This is a genomic window from Enterobacter sp. A8 (assembly GCF_004296595.1).
Taxonomy (GTDB): Bacteria; Pseudomonadota; Gammaproteobacteria; order Enterobacterales; family Enterobacteriaceae; genus Enterobacter; species Enterobacter cloacae.
Genome location: NZ_SCMF01000001.1, coordinates 566,897 through 587,999, shown reverse-complemented (window position 1 = coordinate 587,999; position 21,103 = coordinate 566,897). Strand labels below are relative to the sequence as shown.

Sequence of the window (21,103 nt, the reverse complement as noted above, 5' to 3'; positions counted from 1 at the left end):
TAAAAATGAAGTCAGGCAGAGGTAACTATGGATTTTGATAATATTTCCCGTGCGCTCATTCCGCTGCTCGGTGGCAAAGAGAACATCGCCAGTGCCGCGCACTGCGCAACGCGCCTTCGTCTGGTGCTGGTCGACGATGCGCTTGCTGACCAGCAGGCCATCGGCAAGGTCGAGGGGGTGAAAGGCTGTTTTCGTAACGCGGGCCAGATGCAGGTGATTTTTGGCACCGGCGTGGTGAATAAGGTTTACGCGGCTTTTATTCAGGCGGCAGGGATTGGTGAATCCAGCAAGTCAGAAGCGGCAGATCTCGCGGCGCGTAAGCTCAACCCGTTCCAGCGCATTGCCCGCCTGCTTTCCAATATTTTCGTACCGATCATTCCCGCCATTGTTGCGTCCGGTTTGCTGATGGGCCTGCTCGGAATGGTGAAAACCTACGGCTGGGTGAATGCCGATAACGCCATCTACATCATGCTGGATATGTGCAGCTCGGCGGCGTTTATTATTTTACCGATCCTGATTGGTTTTACCGCCGCGCGTGAGTTTGGCGGTAATCCCTATTTAGGCGCCACGCTAGGTGGCATTCTGACCCACCCGGCGCTGACCAACGCCTGGGGCGTGGCGTCCGGCTTCCACACCATGAACTTTTTCGGCCTTGAGATTGCCATGATTGGCTATCAGGGAACGGTGTTCCCGGTGCTGCTGGCCGTCTGGTTTATGAGCATTGTGGAGAAAAACCTGCGCAAGGTCATCCCGGATGCGTTAGACCTGATCCTGACGCCGTTCCTGACCGTCATTCTCTCCGGTTTTATCGCGCTGCTGATTATCGGCCCGGCGGGACGCGCGTTAGGCGATGGCATCTCCTTTATTCTGAGCACGCTGATTACCCACGCGGGCTGGCTGGCCGGTTTGCTGTTCGGCGGGCTCTATTCGGTGATTGTTATTACCGGCATTCACCACAGCTTCCACGCGATTGAAGCCGGGCTGTTGGGGAATCCGTCGATTGGCGTTAATTTCCTGCTGCCCATCTGGGCCATGGCGAACGTGGCGCAGGGTGGTGCGTGCCTGGCGGTGTGGTTTAAAACCAAAGACGCAAAAATCAAAGCCATTACCTTACCGTCGGCGTTCTCGGCCATGCTCGGCATTACCGAAGCCGCTATCTTTGGTATCAATCTGCGTTTCGTGAAACCGTTTGTGGCCGCGCTGATTGGCGGTGCGGTGGGCGGCGCATGGGTGGTGTCGGTGCATGTCTACATGACGGCGGTAGGGCTGACGGCGCTGCCGGGGATGGCCATCGTGCAGGCCAGTTCGCTGCTCAACTATATTATCGGCATGGTGATTGCCTTTGGCGTAGCGTTTACCGTCTCGCTGCTGCTGAAATATAAAACGGACTCTGAATAATGACATTACCTTCCCGCTGGCCTGCCGTGCTGCAGGCCGTGATGAAAGGCCAACCGCGCGCGCGTGCCGACCGCCACTACCCGCAGTGGCACCCGGCACCGGTGACGGGGCTGATGAACGATCCGAACGGTTTTATCTGGTTTGCCGGGCGCTACCATCTGTTTTATCAGTGGAACCCGCTGGGCTGCGATCACCGGTATAAATGCTGGGGGCACTGGAGTTCGCACGATCTGCTGCACTGGCAGCACGAGCCGATGGCGCTGATGCCAGATGAAGAGTACGACCGCAACGGTTGCTATTCCGGCAGCGCCGTGGACAACAACGGGATGCTGACGCTGTGCTATACCGGCAACGTTAAATTCGATGACGGCAGCCGCACCGCCTGGCAGTGCCTGGCGGTGGAACAACCGGACGGGACCTTTAAAAAACTGGGGCCGGTGCTGGCGCTGCCGGATGGCTACACCGGCCACGTGCGCGACCCGAAAGTGTGGCAGCACGACGGGCAGTGGTACATGGTGCTGGGCGCGCAGGATGTGCACAAGCGGGGCAAGGTGCTGCTGTTCAGGTCTGCCGATTTGCACATGTGGGAATCGTGCGGAGAAATCGCCGGTCACGGCGTCAATGGACTGACGGAGGCGGGATACATGTGGGAGTGCCCGGACCTGTTTGCCCTCGACGGGACGCACGTTCTGATCTGCTGCCCGCAGGGGCTGGCCCGTGAGCCGCATCGTTATCTCAACACCTATCCGGCGGCCTGGATGAGCGGGGCGTTTGACTATCAGCGCGGCGCATTTGAGCACGGTGAGTTACACGAACTGGATGCCGGTTTTGAATTCTACGCCCCGCAAACGACGCTGGCGGAAGATGGCCGGCGGATCCTGATTGGCTGGATGGGCGTGCCTGACGGGGAAGAGATGCTGCAGCCCACCCGGGCACAGGGCTGGATCCATCAGATGACCTGTCCGCGAGAGCTGCGCTACCGCGACGGCAAGCTCTGGCAGACCCCGGTGCGTGAGCTGGAAATGCTGCGTGAAGAGGAACTGCACTGGCAGGGCAACGCCTGCGATGCGCCGGAGCTTGATGCCTCGCGCCTTGAGTTCGAGCTGAGCGCTGCCTGCGCGAAACTGGATTTTGCCGGTGCGCTGCACCTCACGGTCGATGGCAATGGCCTGCGTCTGGAACGTGCCAGCCTGCAAACGGGTGAGACGTTAACCCGCTACTGGCTGGGTGAGGTTCACCATCTGCGCGTTCTGTGCGACCGCTCCAGCGTCGAAATTTTCATCAACCACGGCGAAGGGGTGATGAGCAGTCGCTATTTTCCTGACCAACCGGCCCGTGTGCGATTCGAAGGTGCGTCCGACATCACATTACGCTACTGGTCGCTGCGCGGCTGCATGGTAGAATAGCGGTTTTGGCAGCCGGATCTAAGTCGTTGTGAGAAAAACAAAACGCGTCACCATTAAAGACATCGCGGAGCTGGCGGGGGTGTCAAAAGCCACCGCCAGCCTGGTACTGAACGGACGCAGCAAAGAGCTGCGCGTGGCGGAAGAGACCCGTGAGCGCGTGCTGGCCATTGCGAAAGAGCATCACTACCAGCCCAGCATTCACGCCCGCTCGCTGCGCGATAACCGCAGCCACACCATTGGTCTGGTGGTCCCGGAGATCACCAACTACGGGTTTGCCGTGTTTTCTCACGAACTGGAGACGTTGTGCCGCGAGGCGGGCGTTCAGCTGCTCATCTCCTGTAGCGATGAAAATCCGGGGCAGGAGACCGTGGTGGTCAACAACATGGTGGCGCGTCAGGTCGACGGGCTGATTGTTGCCTCCAGCATGCTCAACGATGCGGATTACCAGAAACTGAGTGAACAGCTGCCCGTGGTGCTCTTTGACCGCCACATGAATGACAGCTCGCTGCCGTTGGTGATCACCGATTCCATTATCCCGACAGCCAAACTGGTGGCCGACATTGCCCGCCAGCACCCCGATGAGTTTTATTTCCTCGGTGGGCAGCCACGGCTTTCCCCCACGCGCGACCGCCTTGAAGGGTTTAAACAGGGTCTGCGCGACGCGAACGTTACGCTGCGCCCGGAGTGGATCATTCACGGAAATTATCACCCGAGTTCCGGTTACGAGATGTTCGCCGAACTCTGTGCTCGTCTGGGGCGTCCGCCAAAAGCCCTGTTCACCGCCGCCTGCGGCCTGCTGGAAGGGGTGCTGCGCTATATGGGGCAGCACAATCTGTTGCAAAGTGACATCAGGTTAGCCAGCTTTGACGATCACTATCTTTACGATTCGCTCACGATCCCGGTGGATACCGTGCGCCAGGATAACCGTCAGCTTGCATGGCACTGCTTTGATCTGATTGGGAAATTGATCGACGGTGAAACGCCAGAGCCCGTGCAGCGGAAACTGGATGCCACCCTGCAGCGGCGCTATAAAGTGGCAGAATAGCCCTGCCGGACGACGGGATATATCAATAACTTTAATTAATTTAAGTTTTGGTTTAGCCGATAACCATAAGGAATAATTTTCTTTGAGGTATCGGTTCATGTCGTTAAAAAAATCATCCCTGATTGTCTTTTTCTCGCTGCTTTTCTTCTTTATCGCCAGCACCCTCACCAGCGTTGGCCTCATCATCAAAAGTAATAACTCCCTGGATAACGTGAACAAAGAGATCCAGGTGGTGCTGTCAATTATTGATCCCATCAACCATAGCCGCACGCTGCGCGTCCGGGTGATGGAGTATGTGAAGATGGTAGAGGCGGGCGCATCAGCGGATGAATCTGCGAAGCTCGCCGCAGTAAAAGAGGCACTGACCAAAGCCGATCGCGCCTTTGCTGCCTTTATGGCGTCTCCCCGTCTGACCGATGAAGCGCCGTTGGTAAGCGCTTATCAGGATGCTTGGCAGAATTACCGTAACCAGGGGCTGGCACCGCTCATTGATGCTGCCGCCGCGCACGATATTGCCAAATTCAACGCCCTGATACCGGAAGTCTCGCGCCTCGATCGTCAGTATGAGATTGTCCTCGACCAGGTTCTGGCCGTACACCAGGCCTATGCCAAAAGCCTGAACGAAGATGCGAGCAGCAACTTTGTTTCTGGCCTGGCGATTATCGCCGCTATCGCACTGCTGTTTGTGCTGGTGATTGTCGCCGTCAGCCTGCTGATGAAACGCCTTGTTCTGGCACCGGTTAATCTGGCACGTGAACATTGCAGCCAGATTGCCGCAGGCAAACTGGATATTCCGGTGCCGGTGAAGGGGGATTCCGGCAATGAAATTGTTCACCTGATGGGCTCTATGGAGCAGATGCGCCAGGCGCTGCTGGCAACCATCGCCCAGGTGCGTGACGCGAGTCATACCGTGACCCATGCCGCACAGGAGATTGCCTCCGGGAATATCGACCTGGCTTCGCGCACCGAACAGCAGGCTTCTGCGCTAACCCAGACGGCGGCCAGCATGGAAGAACTGAGCGCGACCGTCGCCAATAACACCGATAACGTCTATCAGGCCGGAAAACTGGTGCAGGACGCGGTGAAAAATGCCCACACCGGGGAGGCCGTCACGCGTGAAGTGATTGAAACGATGAATACCATCGCCGCGAACTCGAAGCGCATCGAGGACATCACCAGCGTGATCAACAGCATCGCTTTCCAGACCAACATTCTGGCGCTTAACGCGGCGGTAGAAGCGGCGCGCGCCGGTACCCAGGGGCGTGGTTTCGCCGTGGTAGCCAGCGAAGTTCGCACGCTGGCGCAGAAAAGCGCGGTGGCGGCCAAGGACATCGAAAGCCTGATTGCCCAGTCGGTTTCCAGCGTCAAAAACGGTGCCGAACTGGTGGGGCGCTCAGGGGAGGTGATTGACTCGATTATCAGTTCCGTCAATAAAGTGAACACGCTGATGGAGCAGATCTCTGTGGCCTCTGAAGAGCAAAGCCGCGGGATTAGTCAGGTCGGGCAGGCAGTGACGGAGATGGACGGCGTGACCCAACAGAACGCCGCGCTGGTGCAACAGTCCGCCGCGGCGGCCGCGTCGCTGGAAGAGCAGGCCCAGCAGCTCACGCGGAGTATTTCGAGTTTTAGTTTGCCAGTGCAGGCTTGATATTATTGTGGATTGTAAGCCGGGTAAGCGTAGCGCCACCCGGCAATAAACGCGGCTAAATTGTTGGTTTCAGCTTAATTTTGCAAATTGTTTTGATTCAACAACCGGTGCGACGGGCATTATCTTTGGCGATGTTTCGCTGATAGCCGATGTAGCCGAAGGCATACCAGTAGCGCCGGGAATAAAAAGAAAATTAATCCTGTCAGGAATGCGTCATCCCCATGAAAATGCAGTATGGCATTAAAAAATACGCCAGCAGCCACGCCGACCACTAATAAAAATATAAACACCCAGACAGTGTGGTACCAGAGGATATAATTCGTCAGTCTGCCTATCATTACCGGATTGCTCCTTTTTAATGTGTCTGTTTCTATTTCCTGCTGCAGGGCATGACGCTATGAATAATAGACAGAGATGTAATGATTACAAACCTTTAACTAAAAATAGTTAATTAAGCCTCGCTTTAGATTATTGTTAAACAGAGGTTTTTTTGGATGATTATAGGAATAGTCTCAACAACTGGAATAGGGCATTTAAAAAGCATCAATATCAAACCTGTTGAATAAATAACCTGATTTAAAAGTGCGAACAGATCGGCATTATTACGGGTTTTAATTTTTATGCTGTTTCCATTCGTCAGTCGCGAAAAGCGTAAACCACATTGACTACAATGTTTTTAAAAATTTTTAGCAATATTCTTGTTCCTCATCCGTCTACCTCATCACAAGCCATAATCAGTTACTGTAAACGAGGTCAACACCATGAGAGAGTTTGATATGCACGGCAGAGGTCACGGGCGCGGATTCGGTCGCCACCGTATGGGCAAGGGCTTAGTCATCGGCGCGGTCATTTTTATCGTGCTCGGCCTGCTGGTGATGTCCCTGTGGAACGCCTTACTCCCGGCGATCCTCGGCGTGAAAGCCATTGGCTTCTGGCAGGCGCTGGGCATTTTGATATTGAGCCGGATCCTGTTTGGTGGTCTGGGGTTCCGTCCGGGTATGTTTGGTGCGCACCGCCGGATGCACGAACGCTGGATGAACATGACGCCCGAACAGCGTGAAGCGTTCATGCAGCAGCGCCGGGAAGGATTTGGTCGCCATGGTCGCGGGCACTGTGGCTGGCACGGCCACCGTGATGACAAGCGTGAAGACAACGCGCCAAAAGCGCCGGACGCAGAGTGAGCGAGATGAAAACCGGGGAGGCGGGCGGATCCTTGCTGATGTCGGCGGTTAATGCCTGCCGCGCCCGGCTGAGAGCCTTTTTTCGCGGAAGAACCCCGGTACGTGACGACGCCGACGATATTTTGCAGGAGATCACGTATCAGCTGATGAAGGTGGAACAGCCGGTCGAAAACGTTGCCGCGTGGCTGTTTCGCGCGGCGCGAAATGAGATGACCGACCGGGCGCGGAAAAAGCGTGAAGTGTCGCTCTCCGGTTATTTCAGCTTCACAGGCGAGGAGGATGACGATTTTCCGGAAGATGAGATCGCTGAAACCCTGTTCGGCGTTCCGCATACCCCGGAAGAGGAGTACCTCAAAACGCTGCTGTGGGAAGAGCTGGGGCAGGCGCTGGCTGAACTGCCCGCAGCGCAGCGCGAGGTCTTTGAGAAGACGGAGCTACAGGGCTACAGCATCAAATTGCTGGCCGGGGAAACCGGGGTTAGCGAGCAGGCATTATTATCGCGTAAGCATAAGGCCGTGTTGTTCCTGCGCACGCGATTGCGGGATGTGTATGACGCGCTGACAGGGGGGTAATGTTCCCGGCAGACAAAACCTTACACTGTCGGGACTTGTAGATTCATCACTATCGTTTATGATCGGGGCGTCTTGTTATTTTGGAACGTTATGCGCAACCGTCAGCTTCTCGGTAAATGGCTTCTGATAATCACGTGTCTGGCAATGGCAATTTGCCTGGTTCAGCGTGCGGTTTATCTCAACCATTTTTTACAGGGGCTGGATCCTCAGGTGCAAACGCTCATGATGGCTGACGCCCCGGGTCAGGAGGCTGAACAGCCCGGCCCGTCGCCGTGTCAACTTGGCGCACAGTCTTTGCTTTGCGCCCAGCCGCTGTTTTTTGACGGTGCGCTACCGGCGATTATTATCTTCTTCGCTCTGCTGCAGTTGTTTACCCAACGGCGCACATTTCTCTCCAGGGAGCAGCCTGTCCAGGCACCGCCTCCCCGAATACACCTCAAAAACTGCGTTTTCCGTGAATGAAAAACATCGTCACCACACGATAATTTTCACTATTCACGGAGTAAAACATGGTTAACCTTTTCAGGGGACTCGTCCTCCTGTTGCTGTCCTGCATGGGTATTGCTCATGCGGCAGATACGGGCTGGCTGGTGTCACCGCAAAACGATCACGCCCGCATCCGCTTTCAGGCTGAGCGGGATCACGACCGCATCATCGGCCTGCTCAGCGTGGAGCTGCAGCCCGGCTGGAAAACCTACTGGCGTTCGCCGGGCGAGGGCGGCGTGGCCCCGAAAATCAGCTGGCCACAGGGTGTTAAGGATACCTGGTACTGGCCGGTTCCTTCCCGCTTTGATATCTCGGGCCTGACGACCCAGGGCTACCACGATAGCGTCACGATCCCCATTACAATCGCCGGGACGGACGCGGATGTGCTCGACGCCACGCTTACGCTCCCAACCTGTAGCAACGTCTGTCTGTTGACGGACTACAAGCTGCATCTGGATTTTCGCACGCCAGCGGATGCGGGCTTTCGTACGGCATTCGAAGACGCGATGCGTTCAGTACCCGGTGCGTCAGGCGTGTCGTCAGACTTCAGCGCCTGGTTATCAGACGGCAAGCTGATGATGACGGGCACGACGGAAGGCGAATGGGTCAATCCCGGGATCTATTTTGACCCGCTGGAGGGTGACATTCTGCCCGGCGAACCGGTGATTAAGCACACCGGAAACCGGCTTCAGGTCGCGGTTCCGGTCACTGATGAGTGGGGCGATAAACCCGCGACGCTTGCGGGGAAAACGCTGTCGTTTGTCGTCACCAATGGCGATAAAGCCCAGCAAACGCAACTGACCGTAGGCGCAGCCCCCGCAGACGTGGTGCAGAGTGCGCCAGCGGGAACAGTCAAAATGTTGGCCTTTGCACTGCTGGGCGGTCTGATCCTGAACCTGATGCCCTGCGTATTGCCGGTAATGGGCATGAAGCTCAGCAGCGTCCTGCAGGCGGGTACGGACACGCGGAAAATCCGGCTGCGTTTTCTGGCGACCAGTGCGGGTATTCTGACCTCCTTTATGCTGCTGGCCACGATGGTGACCGTTCTGAAACTCACCGGCGCGTCGCTGGGCTGGGGCATCCAGTTCCAGAACCCGTGGTTTATTGGGCTGATGGTTGCGGTGACCTTTATCTTCGCGCTGAACCTGTTTGGTGCGTTTGAGCTGTTTCTGCCTTCCGCCGCCACCGGACGGCTCGCCACAACGGGCGGAACCGGACTGACGGGCAGCTTCTGCGAAGGCGTGTTTGCCACGCTGCTTGCCACGCCGTGTTCCGCGCCGTTCCTCGGTACGGCCGTGGCCTTTGCGCTGGGCGCACCGCTGCATTCCCTGTGGCTTATCTTCCTGATGCTCGGGGTGGGCATGAGCTTGCCGTGGCTGTTCGTGGCGCTGATCCCCAAAACCGCCTTGTTGCTGCCAAAACCTGGCCGCTGGATGAATACCCTGAAGGTGATTCTGGGGGGGATGATGCTGGCCTCCAGCCTGTGGCTGGTGACGTTGCTGAGTCTGCATCTGGGCGAGATGTTCAGCCACATCCTCATGCTGCTTCTGATTGTGGTCGCCATTGTGGTCTATGCCCTTCGCGGTCAGACATCATCGCCGCTGTTCTGGGTGGTGGTGATTGCGCTGGCCGTATTCGGGGGCTATCAGCTGCGCGGGATAGTGAACGCAACGCCGGTAACCACGGCTGAGAATAGCGAACAGACGATCCCGTGGCAGCCGCTCAGTGAAGAGGCAATCAGCGATGCGCTTGCGCAGAGGAAAAGGGTGTTTGTGGATATCTCGGCGGACTGGTGTGTCACCTGCAAGGTGAATGAGCATCGGGTGCTGAATCAGCCGGAGGTTATCGCCGCGCTGCGCCAGCCGGATGTGGTGGCGCTACGCGGAGACTGGAGCCAGCCATCAGAGACGATTGCGGCGTTTCTGAAATCACGCAATCGCTACGCCATCCCGTTTAACCAGGTGTATGGCCCTGGAACGCCGGAGGGCGACATCCTCTCGCCATTGCTGGACAAACGCACCCTGATGACCACCCTGAACAAAGCAAAAGGCTAACGCAGTTATGAAAAAAATCCTTATTACGTTTCTGCTGTTTTTCGCGTCAGCCCAGGTGATGGCGGCGGACCCGATCACCCCGGATCAGGAGCAACGCGCTCAGAAGCTGATCTACGATTTTTTGTTTAACGACCCGGATTCACCGCGTATCGGTGCCAAAAATCCAACGCTGACGCTGGTGGTGTTTACGGACTACAACTGTCCATACTGCAAAAAATTCGATCCGTATCTGGAGAAGATCGTTGAGAAACATCCGCAGGTGGCCGTGGTGTTTAAGTTTCTGCCGTTCCGTTCGGAAAGTTCGCTAACCGCCGCGCGCGACGCGTTAACCGTCTGGCGTTCACACCCTGAGCAGTTTATGAAGTTCAACGAAACCCTGATGGCGAAAAAAGGGTATCACGATGACGCCAGCATTCAGGAGGCGCAAAAGCGCGCGGGCGTGAATGTTGCAACGCCGGATGATACGAGCCTGGTCACGGTAAAACGCAGCCTGATCATCGCAGAAAAACTGGGTATTCAGGGGACACCGGCCACGCTGATTGGCGAAGGGCTGTTACCCGGCTGGGTGCCTTTCGAACAGTTTGATGAAATGGTCACTGATGCACTGAAAAACCGCTAACCTGAAGGGGGCCTCAGGCCCCCGAACAAACCGGAGAGGGACATGAAAAAATTACTGTTACTTTCGCTGCTGACCGCGTCAGGGCTGGCGCAGGCTGCGGATGCTATACCTGATGTCGTTAAGACCTTTAGCGAGCAGCAGGAGATTAAGATCCTCAAGAAGATCGACGTGCCCGGTGGCGCATCCGCCTGGCTGGGACAATATCAGGACATGGGAGTGACGCTCTTTCTGACACCTGACGGAAAGCACGTTATTTCGGGTTATCTCTATGACGAGAAGGGTAAAAACCTCAGCGAGGGTATTTTCCAGAAAGAGATCTACGCCCCGATGGGACGCGAAATGTGGAAACAGCTTAACGCTGCGCACCCCCTGAAAGAGGGGGCGGATAACGCGCCACGCAAAGTGTTTGTCTTCGCCGACCCGTTCTGCCCGTACTGCAAGGCATTCTGGTCAGAAGCACAGCCGTGGGTGACGGCGGGTAAGGTGCAGCTCAATACGCTGCTGGTGGCGTTTCTGAACCCAAACAGCGGCCGTAACGCATCTGCGATCCTGAATGCAAAAGATCCGGTTACGGCGTGGAAGGAGTATGAACTGTCCGGCGGTAAAAAACTGCCTAAACCGGAAGGCACCGCCTCGCGTGAAACCGTGGCGATACTGCAAAAACACCAGGCGTTAATGGACAGTCTGGGGGCGAATGCCACACCGGCCATTTATTATCTCAATGACCAGAATGAGCTCCAGCAGGTTGTCGGTATGCCGGACGCGAAGCAGCTTGAGGCGATGTTCGGGCCGAAGCCGTAAAAAAACAGGCAGAAACAGGGCGTTTCTGCCTGACTGTACTTAGCTTCCCCAGCGTCCTTTCAGGTAGTTTACCGCCTGCTGCGTCTGCGGCTGGTTGAGGTAATCTTCGCGGAACAGGATCGTGCCATTCACGTTCGGCAGTGAGTCGTTGAGATCGAGCTGTTTTTTCAGCTCCGGCACGCCGCCCTGAATCGTCCAGTCCGGCTCATTTCTCGACGGCTCGCCCACTTTATAGAACGCAATGCCGATGTACAGACGGGTATGGGTCGGTTTCACTACGTCGGCCCACCATTTGGTCAGCACGTCATAGCGTGCCGCATCCCGGGAGAAAGGCCAGTAGATTTGCGGGGCAATGTAGTCCAGCAGCCCCTGTTGCACCCACTGACGGGTGTCAGCGTAGGATTCATCATACGCCGCCGCGCCACGGGTGTCGGATCCTGCCGGGTCAAAGGAGCGGTTACGCCAGACGCCCGCCGGGCTGACGCCAAATTCAACCTGCGGTTTTGTCTGTTTGATCGCCCGAGAGACCTGCACAATCAGCTGCTGCGTATTGTGGCGACGCCAGTCGGCTTTGGAGCCAAACCCCTGGCCGTATTGTCTGTAGGTCTGCGCATCATTCAGCGTTGAGCGGGGCGATTCGGCATAAAAGTAGTCATCAAACTGCACGCCGTCTATCGGGTAGTTCGCCACCACCTCGGTCACCACCCGGGTTATCCAGTCACGCACCTCCGGGATACCCGGGTCGAGCACAAACCGATCGCCTGCGATGCGAACCCACTCAGGGTGCTGCACATAGACGCTGGACGGTTGTTGGTATGAGGTGCGGTTCAGCGCGGCGATGGTTGACGGTTTGGTATTGGTTGAAACGCGATAGGGGTTGAACCAGGCATGAACTTTCATCCCACGCTTGTGGGCTTCATCGAGCATAAACTGCAGCGGATCATAGCCCGGATACTCGCCAATATTGCCGGTAAGCATATCTGACCACGGCAGGATTTTGGACGACCAGAGCGCGGTGCTGTCCGGTTTCACCTGGAAAAACACCGTGTTAATTCCCAGGCGTTTCAGATTGTCGAGTTTGTCGATCAGCGCCTGTTTTTGCATCGCAATACGCTGGTCAGCACTGCGGCCATTCACCGACGCGACCGGCGGCCAGTCGAGACGGGAGACAGTTGCCAGCCAGATCCCACGCATCGGCTCGTTTGCCTGCTGCGTCGGTTTGCCTGGGGTCGGGAGCGGTGTGACCAGCGACTTTGGGGGTTTTGAGGAGCAACTAACAAGTAAAAGCGCGCAGCCAAGCAGCGCACCAGTCCGTTTTACATGTCGCATCATTTGCGTATTAGCTCTTGGTTATCCGACTATTGGCCCAGGGGTTAAAGGCGGGCGCCTCGCGTTCAGCGGTCCCGTTATCATTGAGGGAATCAAGATACAGGGCCTCGACCTCCGCGCGTGCCCAGGGGGTACGGCGCAGGAATTTCAGGCTCGACTTCACGCTTGGGTCATTTCTGAAACAGTTAATTTTGATTCGATCGCCCAACTCGCGCCAGCCATATCGCGCCACCAGGGCATTGATCATCATCTCCAGCGTAACGCCATGCAAAGGATCTTTGGAAATATGTGCAGTCATAGGCGTCCGGTGTCTCGATTTACAGGGGATTGGGGTAAACGCTGAAAGGGTACAAGAAAGCAGGGGAAGCGGCAATTTTCCTTTTCCCCTCGCTCACTTTATGACGGATTCTGTTCTCTGATTATCTCCGACGGTTTTCCCCGCTTTGTTTTTGATCGTGAATCTGATCAACACCGCGTCCTGACCCACGGGTGTGACCGTAAGCGCTTTTACCATTTTTCCGGAGTCTGCGGCGATCGTCATTGTCATCGTGCCCTTTGCCAGCACCTTATCGCGCTGGGTAACACGCCATATCAGACGGCATTCATTGCACGGTTTCCAGGTGTCATTGATTGCCCAAAGACGCAGGGTCGCCGCTGCGCCGGACATCCACTGCGCAGTGACCGGCTCAATGGAGGGCAGGATGGGCTGATACGCGCGTTTTAATGCGAAATACCCGGCTTTAGGTTTGCGCAAATAGTCCACCACCCCCCAGTTGATAGAGGGCCAGGTTTCTACAAACATGAAATGGAACAGTGCCGTTACCGGCTGGTATCGCTGTCTACGATAGCTCTCTGCCGCCGTGGCCACCAGTTGTGACTGATAGGCCTGCGTATTGTGGATCATCTGTTTAATGTTATTGCCGCGCGCGATGCCGGCAAACTTAAAGGTCTGGAACGGCTGAAAATTATGGTATTTCCAGAGCGTCCAGCCGGGGTCGTCGGCGGCGGTCGTTTTAGGCCACAGATGTGATGCCGGGATAATGGTTTTTAGCGTGGACAGGCGGGGAAGGGCCTGTGCACCGAACTCGGTAATGATACCCGTTTTGGCCGGGGCAAGCAGATCGCGTACGGTACCGAAATACCATCCCGCCCAGTAATGCTCCTCCACGGCGGAAAAACGATGCACAATGCGGGAGGTATCTTCGGCAAGCGTATCCGCGACTTTTTGCGTGAGGTCGCGATTAAGGTTTTTGTTCCAGTCCGGAAAGCGTTTTTCCATCCAGGGTGAATTCCAGGGCGGTTCGTTATGACCGCCCCAGACGATGATGGCGGGAGAATTACCGAACTGTTCGATCATCTCGCGAGTCTGGCGAACCGCATTTTTCGTAAAGGCCTCGCTGTTGTCGTAGCCCCACTGCAGCGGAACATCCTGCCAGATTAGCATTCCCATCTCATCGGCAACCTCATAAAGCGCGCGACCCGCCACGTGTCCGTGTACGCGTATGGCGTTGGCGTTCATGGCCTTAACCAGACGAAGATCGCGACGGTATTTCTCGCGCGTCATGGTGCTGAGCCACGGGGAGCCGATGTAATTGCTGCCCTTAATAAACAGGCGTTTATCGTTAATAAGCCAGCCTGTGTTACCCGGCTGTTCTACTATCTTGCGCAGTCCGGTGCGGGTGACAGCCGTATCCATTAACCCGGTTTTATCGCGTAATGAGGCGCGAACCGTATACAGGTGTGGCTTCCCTGTGCCGACCGGCCACCAGAGTTTTGCCCCCGTCATGGGCAGCGTAACCTGCACGGAATGGGCGTTGCTTTTGAGGATGACTGGAAAGTCAGCCTCAAAGCGTTTGCCGTTGAAGTTGGTGGGGGTTGCGGTAAGCCGCACGGTAGCGCGTTCCGACTGGAGGGCGCGATAGCGTATCTCAGCCTTTAACGCCGGATGCGTCAGTCCCTGCGTCCAGTCGGGGCGCAGAATAATGTCATCAATGGTGGCTCCCCGGCTAAGATGCAGTCTGACCGGTGCCCAGATGCCGCCAGAGTTCGCATCCTGACCTTCAGGTGACCACGCCCCGCCTGGACGAGTGTCATGCTGATTAAGAATCCCCTTCATGGCGGTTTTATGCAGAGGCCAGACCGTCTGCGGATCTTCGAAGGGGCTATCAACCCTAATTATAAGCTGGTTGTGACGTTGTAACGCTCCGGTGGCATCCAGCGAAAAGCGCTGGAAATAACCCTCATGCTGGCCCAGTGACTGGCCGTTTAATGTGACATCGGCCAGGTAGTCGACACCGTCAAACACCAGGGTGGTCATGATATCGGGCGGTTGAGCGGGGAGGGTAAAAGCGTGGCGATACCACAACGCCCCCTGATGATCGTACCCGGCGCTATACCAGTTGGCAGGTACGTTCAGTTTACGCCAGCCTGCCCCGGCAGGCCGGGGGTTATCGTTGGCGTCCTGAACCTGCCATACACCCGCAAGAGACCAGCTTATCGGTACTGAAGTTGCCATCACCGAGGGGGTCAACAATGCAAAAAGCAGCGTGCAGTTACGAATCATGAATAACATTTACCCCACGATTGGCGAGCCAGGCCATCAGGCGCCGTGATTCCTTATGAAGTTTGGCATTCAGCATCGCAAGCTGTTGCGTCTCCAGCGTATGCGCTTCGCTCTCCAGCACCTGCAGTTGCTGTGCGAGACCCCGGAAGTCCAGCGTGACGGCTTCGCCGCGCAGTTTATGGGCCGCACGGCGCAGCGTTTCACGGTCATCACGGTCGATAGCCCGGGAGATGGCTTTCACGGCCCCATCCAGTTCTTCACCAAACAGGGTCAGAAGTTCCTGGACCAGGGCGGGATCGTCAGCGCACTGGTTCAGCAGGCGAGCTTCATCGGGAAAGTCCAGTGAATCTTCGCGCTGAAGAACGCGGGCAATCTCTTCAGCAAGACGTTCCTGGCTGATGGGTTTGGCAATATAGCCATCGAATCCCATATTGAGACAACGCTCTTTATCCCCCTGCATAGCGTGTGCGGTCATGGCGACGGTTGGCTGAGCAGGGCCGGGTAGGGTCTGTTCCTCTTCCCGAAGCCGTCGAATGGCGGTTTCACCGTCCATTTCGGGCATCTGAAGGTCGATCAACAAAACGTCCCATTCTCCCGAACGCCAGCGTTCAAGCAGAGTGAGTCCATTGTCGACGATCTGACAGCTATGGCCGAGGCGTTCAAGCAGCCGTGCTGCCACCTTCTGATTGACCAGATTATCTTCAGCCAGCAGGATGCGTAGCCCCTTACGACCCGATGACGCGACTGGCACGGGGAGGGCTTCACTCATTAGCTTCGGCAACCGCTCAAAGGCTGCGGCAATGGCCTGATGCAACTCGTCCTGCGCGATGGGTTTATGCAGATAGTGTTTGATACCAATCCGTTTCAGCATATTGCTGTCAAAATGTCGGCTCATGGAGCTCAGCATGATGATATGACTCTCCGCCGTCTGCGGCAGAACTGAAAGCTCCAGCGCCAGAGAAACCCCGTCCATTTCAGGCATTTGCGCGTCCAGCAGTATTAACGGCCAGGCGGGCCCCGCTTTAACCCGATGTATCGCCTCGCTGGCTTTATTGACGCAGGTGGGTTTCAGCCCCATCTGGCTGAGCATTGCGGCCAACAATCGCAGATTCGTTTGGTTATCATCGACCACAAGCACCGGCTCCCCGCTAAACCGTTTGCTGTACGGCCGTTCTTCCGGGGCCAGAGGCTGCGTCGCCAGCGGTAGCACGAATGTAAACTCGCTGCCTTTACCCGGTTCGCTGGTCACGGTTAACTCACCCCCCATCGCCGCAACCAGCCGCGCAGAGATAGTCAATCCAAGCCCCGTACCTCCATAGCGACGAGTTGTTGAATTGTCCGCCTGGCTGAAGGCTTCGAAAATGGCATTCTGTTTATCCGCCGGTATACCAATACCGCTGTCACGTACCCGGAAACGCCAGCGATGCTCGCCATCTTCCGGCTCAATAATCAGCATGACTTCCCCCTGGTGGGTAAATTTGAGCGCATTTCCCAGCAGATTGGTGAGGATCTGACGTAGCCGTGCGCCATCCACCAGCAGTACGTCGGGAACGTCAGGTGCTATATCAACCAGAAGCTCAATCCCTTTTTCACTGGCACCCGGCATGTGCGGACGAATAAGCGACTGAATAAAGGGGCGCACAGAAACCGGCTCTGTCTCCAGTTCCACTTTGCCGGCTTCGATACGCGAGAAATCAAGAATGTCGTTAATGATGTGCAGCAAAGACTGGGCAGAACTCATCACCAACGTAAGGTAATCACGCTGATCGGCGTCAAGAGGGGTATCAAGGCACAGTTGCGTCATGCCAATAATGCCGTTCATCGGCGTGCGAATTTCATGACTCATATTGGCTAAAAATGCACTTTTCGCCTCATTCGCCTTTCTGGCCTCCAGGGCGGCATTGATCGCCAGTATTTCGGCCTCTTTACGCCGGGTAATATCCTGTAGTGTACCAATGACCCGCTCAGCGTTGCCCCCGATGGAGAGCGTCACCACCTGGCCGGACAACAGCATCCAGCGTAACCCTTCTGTGGGGTGATGAACGCGGATTTCACATTCGAAGACCGGACGGTGGTCCTGTTTTGAGGCCTGCAGTGCCTTGCGCAGCGCAGCGCGATCGTCCTCATGAACCTGATTGAGCAAAAAACGCACCGGATAATGCCACCGCGTGCGTGACTGACCGAGCATGGACAGCAGCGTGTCGTTCACCTGTAAAGTGTCACCAGAAACCTGCCAGTCCCAAATTCCGATATGAATGGATTCCGCCGTGAGCAGAAAATCGTCATGTAGCCGGTGGCGCGACCGCTGCGCTTCGTCAAGCTCCGTGATATCACTATGCAGACTGACGATACTGCCGTCCGCAAGCCGCTGATGTTGAACAAAAATGCGTCGTTGACCGGCCTGTCTGACTTCACAATGTTTATCCTGCCGACAGTTGCGAACGATGGATTCACGCAGCGTTTGACGAAGGCCTGGATCGACGTTGTAAACAGCGTCAATGAAACGTTCTGCCAACTCTTCAAGAGGCGTACCTGCTTTCAGCCACGGAGTGATGACCGGATAAAACAGGGCAACGCTGTGATTCCAGGCCACCAGGTGTTCATTGCGGTCATAAATCATGACCGCAGCCGGGAGCGCGTTAAGATCATAGTTAAATGAAGGCATTGTCATGCTCCTTACGCCCGGTAATGCAGTTCTGCCTGTCGGCGCAGGTATTCCAGCCCGGGCGCAATAGCCATCGCCCATGCCGTCAGGATCTCATCGTCGCATTGCGGATCGCGCAGGCTCACCGTGTTGAGCATCGCTTCCCGCCAGAGGGCAAAAAAACGCGGCGGAAGGTGCAAGCCGTCATCGCTTTGCTCCCGCGCCAAGCGCTCAAGAAAATCCGGCACAATCAGGGCGCCATCTACCGTCAGCATGGCGAAGAAACTTTTAAACAGGGTTTGCTGGCCTTCCTGATCCGGCAGACGGGCAAAATGTGCTTCCGTCTCAGGTGACATATGCACGAAAGCGTCGTAGAACGTCTCGAAAAACGCCGTTTTTTCATTATCCGGGAAGACGCGGTTCAGGCTGGATTCAAACAGATCGCGGTAGAATTTCACGGCGTCCTCCTTATAGCGTTTTCACCCGGCAGACAACGTCCCGGGGGGGCATATTCATCTGCCAGACGGTGGGTAAAGTAGCTCTCTTTCCTTGACTGGCGGGTATCAAAGAGAGGCCCGGCGTTATGCTTAAAGAAAAGGGCTTCCAGCACCATGGCATTGGTGGAGAGGGTGAGGGCAGCATTGGTATCGCCCGTGGCTTCAAGGCGGCCTTCATACCAACCTCTTTGCGGATCGTTAAGGTGTTTTGTGACTGACATCAGCACGTCGGTGTAAGGGGTATCCCACAAGGCCCACAGCGTAAAGACCGCTTTGGTCGACACCTGCGCGAACCGGGTGTAGTCCCGGCCATCATCGCCTATTGAGTTCCAGGCATAACCATTTCCCCAGACGGTATCCTGTATATGCCAGGGGGCCTGTGAGAGCGCGAAATCAGCACGCGCTGTCAGGATTTTATCGATCTCCCAGCGGGTCTTCTGGCTCAGCCAGACGTTTTCTGCTTGCTTACGCAGACGCTTTTGTCGTTCGGCCGTCACGCCATCGGGTTCCCAGCCAAACTCCAGACCTGGCAGCATGTAGGGAAGAGTGGTAATCAGGGAGGGCTGCCACGTGGTGCGCGGATCGCGGGCATCCACGGCCAGTCGCCGCTGCGCGATGATGACGTGATGTACCGGCGGCGTAAACGCCTTCTCCGCTGAAAATCCCCACAGATGAAACGCCGTGGCGGCATATTCGCTTTCGCCCAGACGCAGCTCCTCACGCACCACCGGCTGGCCATTCTGCAGGGAAGATGACCACAGTTCGCCCTCGTTATCGATGACCGGACAGAAATTCCACCGCAGAATGATTTTGTCCAGATACTCACCATATTGCGGCTCACGCTCTGCAGTGAGGCGCAGAGCGAGCATCAGGCGAGCCATGTCCCGGGCAGACCAACCCTGTCTGACCGGGTTGCCGCTAAAATCGATAAGCGTTGCTGTCTGGCTGGAATAGAGCCGCCCTGGTGTACGGGTATCGGTCAGCATCAGACGGTTGAGTGTCCCCATCAGTCGGGTTAAGCGGGCGTCATACTCGGCATCCTGAATCAACCCCAGCTCTTTTGCTGAGAGCAGCGCGATAAGTGTATCGCCCATTTGCCAGAGCGTGACGCGCGGCTGTTTGTCGCTTCCGTTGACCAGCCCAGTTTGTGGCTGGGTATTGTTGACGAAATAGCGCCAGGCAATTGCCGCCCATTTCTGCTCTTCCGGCGTCAGGGTGGCGAGGCGAGCAGTGGAGTGCCAGCCACCGTTTATCAGCCAGCGCCAGCCAGCCCCCTGATGGCCAAACAGGGCAAAAACCACTACGCCTGCGAGGAGTAATCCCGCGAGCCCTCTGGCTAAGGTTTTAAGCATTGCGCAGTCACCGGAGGCAGTTTAACAGGCTCGTCCGCGCTGCAGGATGCGCACTGACAAGCCTGACAGGCGGGTTTGGTGCGCAGCGTGACGCCGGTCCGGTCGCACCAGCTTTTTACTGCCGGTGTGCTGGTAAGGAACGGTCGGCTACGCAGCGCGTTGTTCTCTTCAAACTGATCCAGCAGCTTTTGATCCCACAGTGACGGGGCAAAATCCTTGCTCTTCGGGTTGTCGGTGTTGAAGGCCAGCAGTTTTCCCTCTTTTTTGAATAACAACGCCTCCAGCATGATGCCGTTATTGTTCGCGGTGAACTCCTTGATCGGCCCGTCACCATTTTCATACAGGCCTTCGTAGTAGCCTTTTCCCTCTTCGTTTGCATTCTCAATGGTATTCAGCAGGCGGTCCGTGTAGGGCGAGTTCCACAGTACCCACATCCCCAGCGCCGCTTTCAGTGAAATCGCGGCAGCGCCAGGGACGAACTGGCCTTTATCGGTGATGGTGTTCCAGTTAAAACCATCGCTGAATACGGTGTCATAGACGAAATATGGAGGTTTATCGAGCTGGTGTTCAGAGCGGGCAGTGAGGACGCCGGTGATGGTATAGCGGTTCTCCTGTGCCTGGTAAACGCGGTCGGCAAAGTTCTTCATCCATGTCAGGGAGTAGTCGCGGGGCGCGTTATCCCGCTCGGTCGGTTTATCGAAGCCGAACTCCAGCCCGTAAAGCAGGTAAGACTCCGTCACAACATAGTTATGTTGAGATGTGTTACGCGGGTCGCGTGTATCATAGGGAACGAGTACGCAGTAAATTTCGGCCAGCTCATAAGGCTGCGGGCGACTGGCTTTACAGGTATTAAAACCCCACAGCTGGAAACCCGCCGCGCCGTACTCTTCATAGCCCAGTCGACCTTCCTGAACATATTTGGGCTGGCCATTTTCCAGATAGGCACCATACAGGGTACCGCAGGGATCAATCACATGGCTGAAATCCCATCCCAGTACCACGTTATCTATGCTGTTGCCATATTCCTGGTAACGCTCTTTGATAATTTTCAGCCAGACCAGCATCCGTCCGATATCCAGGGCCGAGAAGCCAATTTCACCGGGCTTGTTGGTATAGTCCACTTTCTGGCCGCTGATGGTGTTATACGCTTTGTTTGGCAGCTCGTTGCGGAACAGCACCAGCGTGTTTAGCGTGGCGAGAAACTTCAGCATTCTGCGATCGAATTCTGCTTTATCAATGATCCCCAGTTCACGCGCCGCCGTCATGGCAGCCAGATAGGATGCGCTGTCCCACATCGTGGTAGAGGGATATTTATTGACCGCATTCACCAGGCCCGTCGTGGGCTGATAATTCGCCACAAAATACTGCCAGGCATTTTTCGCAATGGTCATCTCTCTGACCGTCAGCTCTCCACTGCGCGGGGCGTAATTCGATGCTGGCAGCCCGGTTTCCGCACGCACGGTCGATAATGCCAGCCAGCAGATCATTATTCCCGTCAGCAGGTGAAA

Annotated in this window: 17 protein-coding genes; 10 read left to right on the top strand and 7 right to left on the bottom strand. The window is 56.2% G+C overall.

The annotated features are described in order from the left end of the window. The first annotated feature begins 27 nt into the window (after positions 1-27). The 10 genes from EQV24_RS02780 to dsbG all read left to right on the top strand — a co-directional run bounded on the left by EQV24_RS02780 (position 28) and on the right by dsbG (position 11,210). Positions 28-1,398, top strand: a complete 1,371-nt coding sequence (locus tag EQV24_RS02780) for a sucrose-specific PTS transporter subunit IIBC (protein WP_029883319.1) — start codon at positions 28-30, stop codon at positions 1,396-1,398. Beyond that, positions 1,398-2,804 (top strand): sucrose-6-phosphate hydrolase, encoded by a 1,407-nt coding sequence (locus tag EQV24_RS02775; RefSeq protein WP_130626139.1) that lies wholly within the window; start codon positions 1,398-1,400, stop codon positions 2,802-2,804. The genes EQV24_RS02780 and EQV24_RS02775 overlap by 1 nt, the downstream gene beginning before the upstream one ends. Positions 2,805-2,832: 28 nt before the next feature. Continuing rightward, positions 2,833-3,849 (top strand): LacI family DNA-binding transcriptional regulator, encoded by a 1,017-nt coding sequence (locus tag EQV24_RS02770; RefSeq protein ID WP_130626138.1) that lies wholly within the window; start codon positions 2,833-2,835, stop codon positions 3,847-3,849. Between the two features lie 97 nt (positions 3,850-3,946). Then, entirely contained in the window at positions 3,947-5,497 is a 1,551-nt protein-coding gene (locus EQV24_RS02765; protein WP_130626137.1) for a methyl-accepting chemotaxis protein, read from the top strand. A 761-nt stretch (positions 5,498-6,258) separates the two neighbouring features. Then, on the top strand, positions 6,259-6,678 hold the full coding sequence (locus EQV24_RS02760; RefSeq protein ID WP_013096556.1) for a hypothetical protein: 420 nt from the start codon (positions 6,259-6,261) through the stop codon (positions 6,676-6,678). A 5-nt stretch (positions 6,679-6,683) separates the two neighbouring features. After that, on the top strand, positions 6,684-7,250 hold the full coding sequence (locus EQV24_RS02755) for an RNA polymerase sigma factor (protein WP_130626408.1): 567 nt from the start codon (positions 6,684-6,686) through the stop codon (positions 7,248-7,250). A 90-nt stretch (positions 7,251-7,340) separates the two neighbouring features. Beyond that, positions 7,341-7,712, top strand: a complete 372-nt coding sequence (locus EQV24_RS02750) for a hypothetical protein (protein ID WP_013096558.1) — start codon at positions 7,341-7,343, stop codon at positions 7,710-7,712. A gap of 47 nt (positions 7,713-7,759) precedes the next feature. Next, positions 7,760-9,790, top strand: coding sequence for a protein-disulfide reductase DsbD domain-containing protein (locus EQV24_RS02745; RefSeq protein ID WP_130626136.1), 2,031 nt, complete (start codon positions 7,760-7,762; stop codon positions 9,788-9,790). Between the two features lie 7 nt (positions 9,791-9,797). Then, positions 9,798-10,409 (top strand): DsbA family protein, encoded by a 612-nt coding sequence (locus EQV24_RS02740; protein WP_023619625.1) that lies wholly within the window; start codon positions 9,798-9,800, stop codon positions 10,407-10,409. A gap of 42 nt (positions 10,410-10,451) precedes the next feature. Then, positions 10,452-11,210 carry a thiol:disulfide interchange protein DsbG gene (gene dsbG / locus EQV24_RS02735; RefSeq protein WP_130626135.1) on the top strand — a complete coding sequence of 253 codons (759 nt, stop codon included), beginning with the start codon at positions 10,452-10,454 and terminating at the stop codon, positions 11,208-11,210. 39 nt (positions 11,211-11,249) lie between these two features. Here the strand turns inward: dsbG and EQV24_RS02730 are convergent, their stop codons facing one another. The 7 genes from EQV24_RS02730 to EQV24_RS02700 all read right to left on the bottom strand — a co-directional run bounded on the left by EQV24_RS02730 (position 11,250) and on the right by EQV24_RS02700 (position 21,082). Further along, positions 11,250-12,542, bottom strand: coding sequence for a glycoside hydrolase family 10 protein (locus EQV24_RS02730; protein WP_130626134.1), 1,293 nt, complete (start codon positions 12,540-12,542; stop codon positions 11,250-11,252). 7 nt (positions 12,543-12,549) lie between these two features. Continuing rightward, entirely contained in the window at positions 12,550-12,837 is a 288-nt protein-coding gene (locus tag EQV24_RS02725) for a VF530 family protein (protein WP_130626133.1), read from the bottom strand. Positions 12,838-12,930: 93 nt separating this feature from the next. Then, the gene (locus tag EQV24_RS02720; protein ID WP_130626132.1) at positions 12,931-15,102 is read right to left on the bottom strand and encodes a glycoside hydrolase family 2 TIM barrel-domain containing protein; all 2,172 of its coding nucleotides are present in this window, start codon (positions 15,100-15,102) and stop codon (positions 12,931-12,933) included. Then, complete coding sequence (locus tag EQV24_RS02715; protein WP_130626131.1) at positions 15,092-17,767, bottom strand: response regulator; 2,676 nt, start codon at positions 17,765-17,767, stop codon at positions 15,092-15,094. Before EQV24_RS02715 ends, EQV24_RS02720 begins: the two co-directional genes overlap by 11 nt. A gap of 11 nt (positions 17,768-17,778) precedes the next feature. Then, on the bottom strand, positions 17,779-18,204 hold the full coding sequence (locus EQV24_RS02710; RefSeq protein WP_130626130.1) for a globin: 426 nt from the start codon (positions 18,202-18,204) through the stop codon (positions 17,779-17,781). After that, positions 18,201-19,595 carry a DUF3131 domain-containing protein gene (locus tag EQV24_RS02705; protein WP_130626129.1) on the bottom strand — a complete coding sequence of 465 codons (1,395 nt, stop codon included), beginning with the start codon at positions 19,593-19,595 and terminating at the stop codon, positions 18,201-18,203. Before EQV24_RS02705 ends, EQV24_RS02710 begins: the two co-directional genes overlap by 4 nt. After that, a complete protein-coding gene (locus EQV24_RS02700) occupies positions 19,580-21,082 on the bottom strand; it encodes a DUF3131 domain-containing protein (RefSeq protein WP_243649009.1) in 1,503 nt (500 codons plus the stop codon). The genes EQV24_RS02705 and EQV24_RS02700 overlap by 16 nt, the downstream gene beginning before the upstream one ends. Positions 21,083-21,103 lie beyond the last annotated feature (21 nt).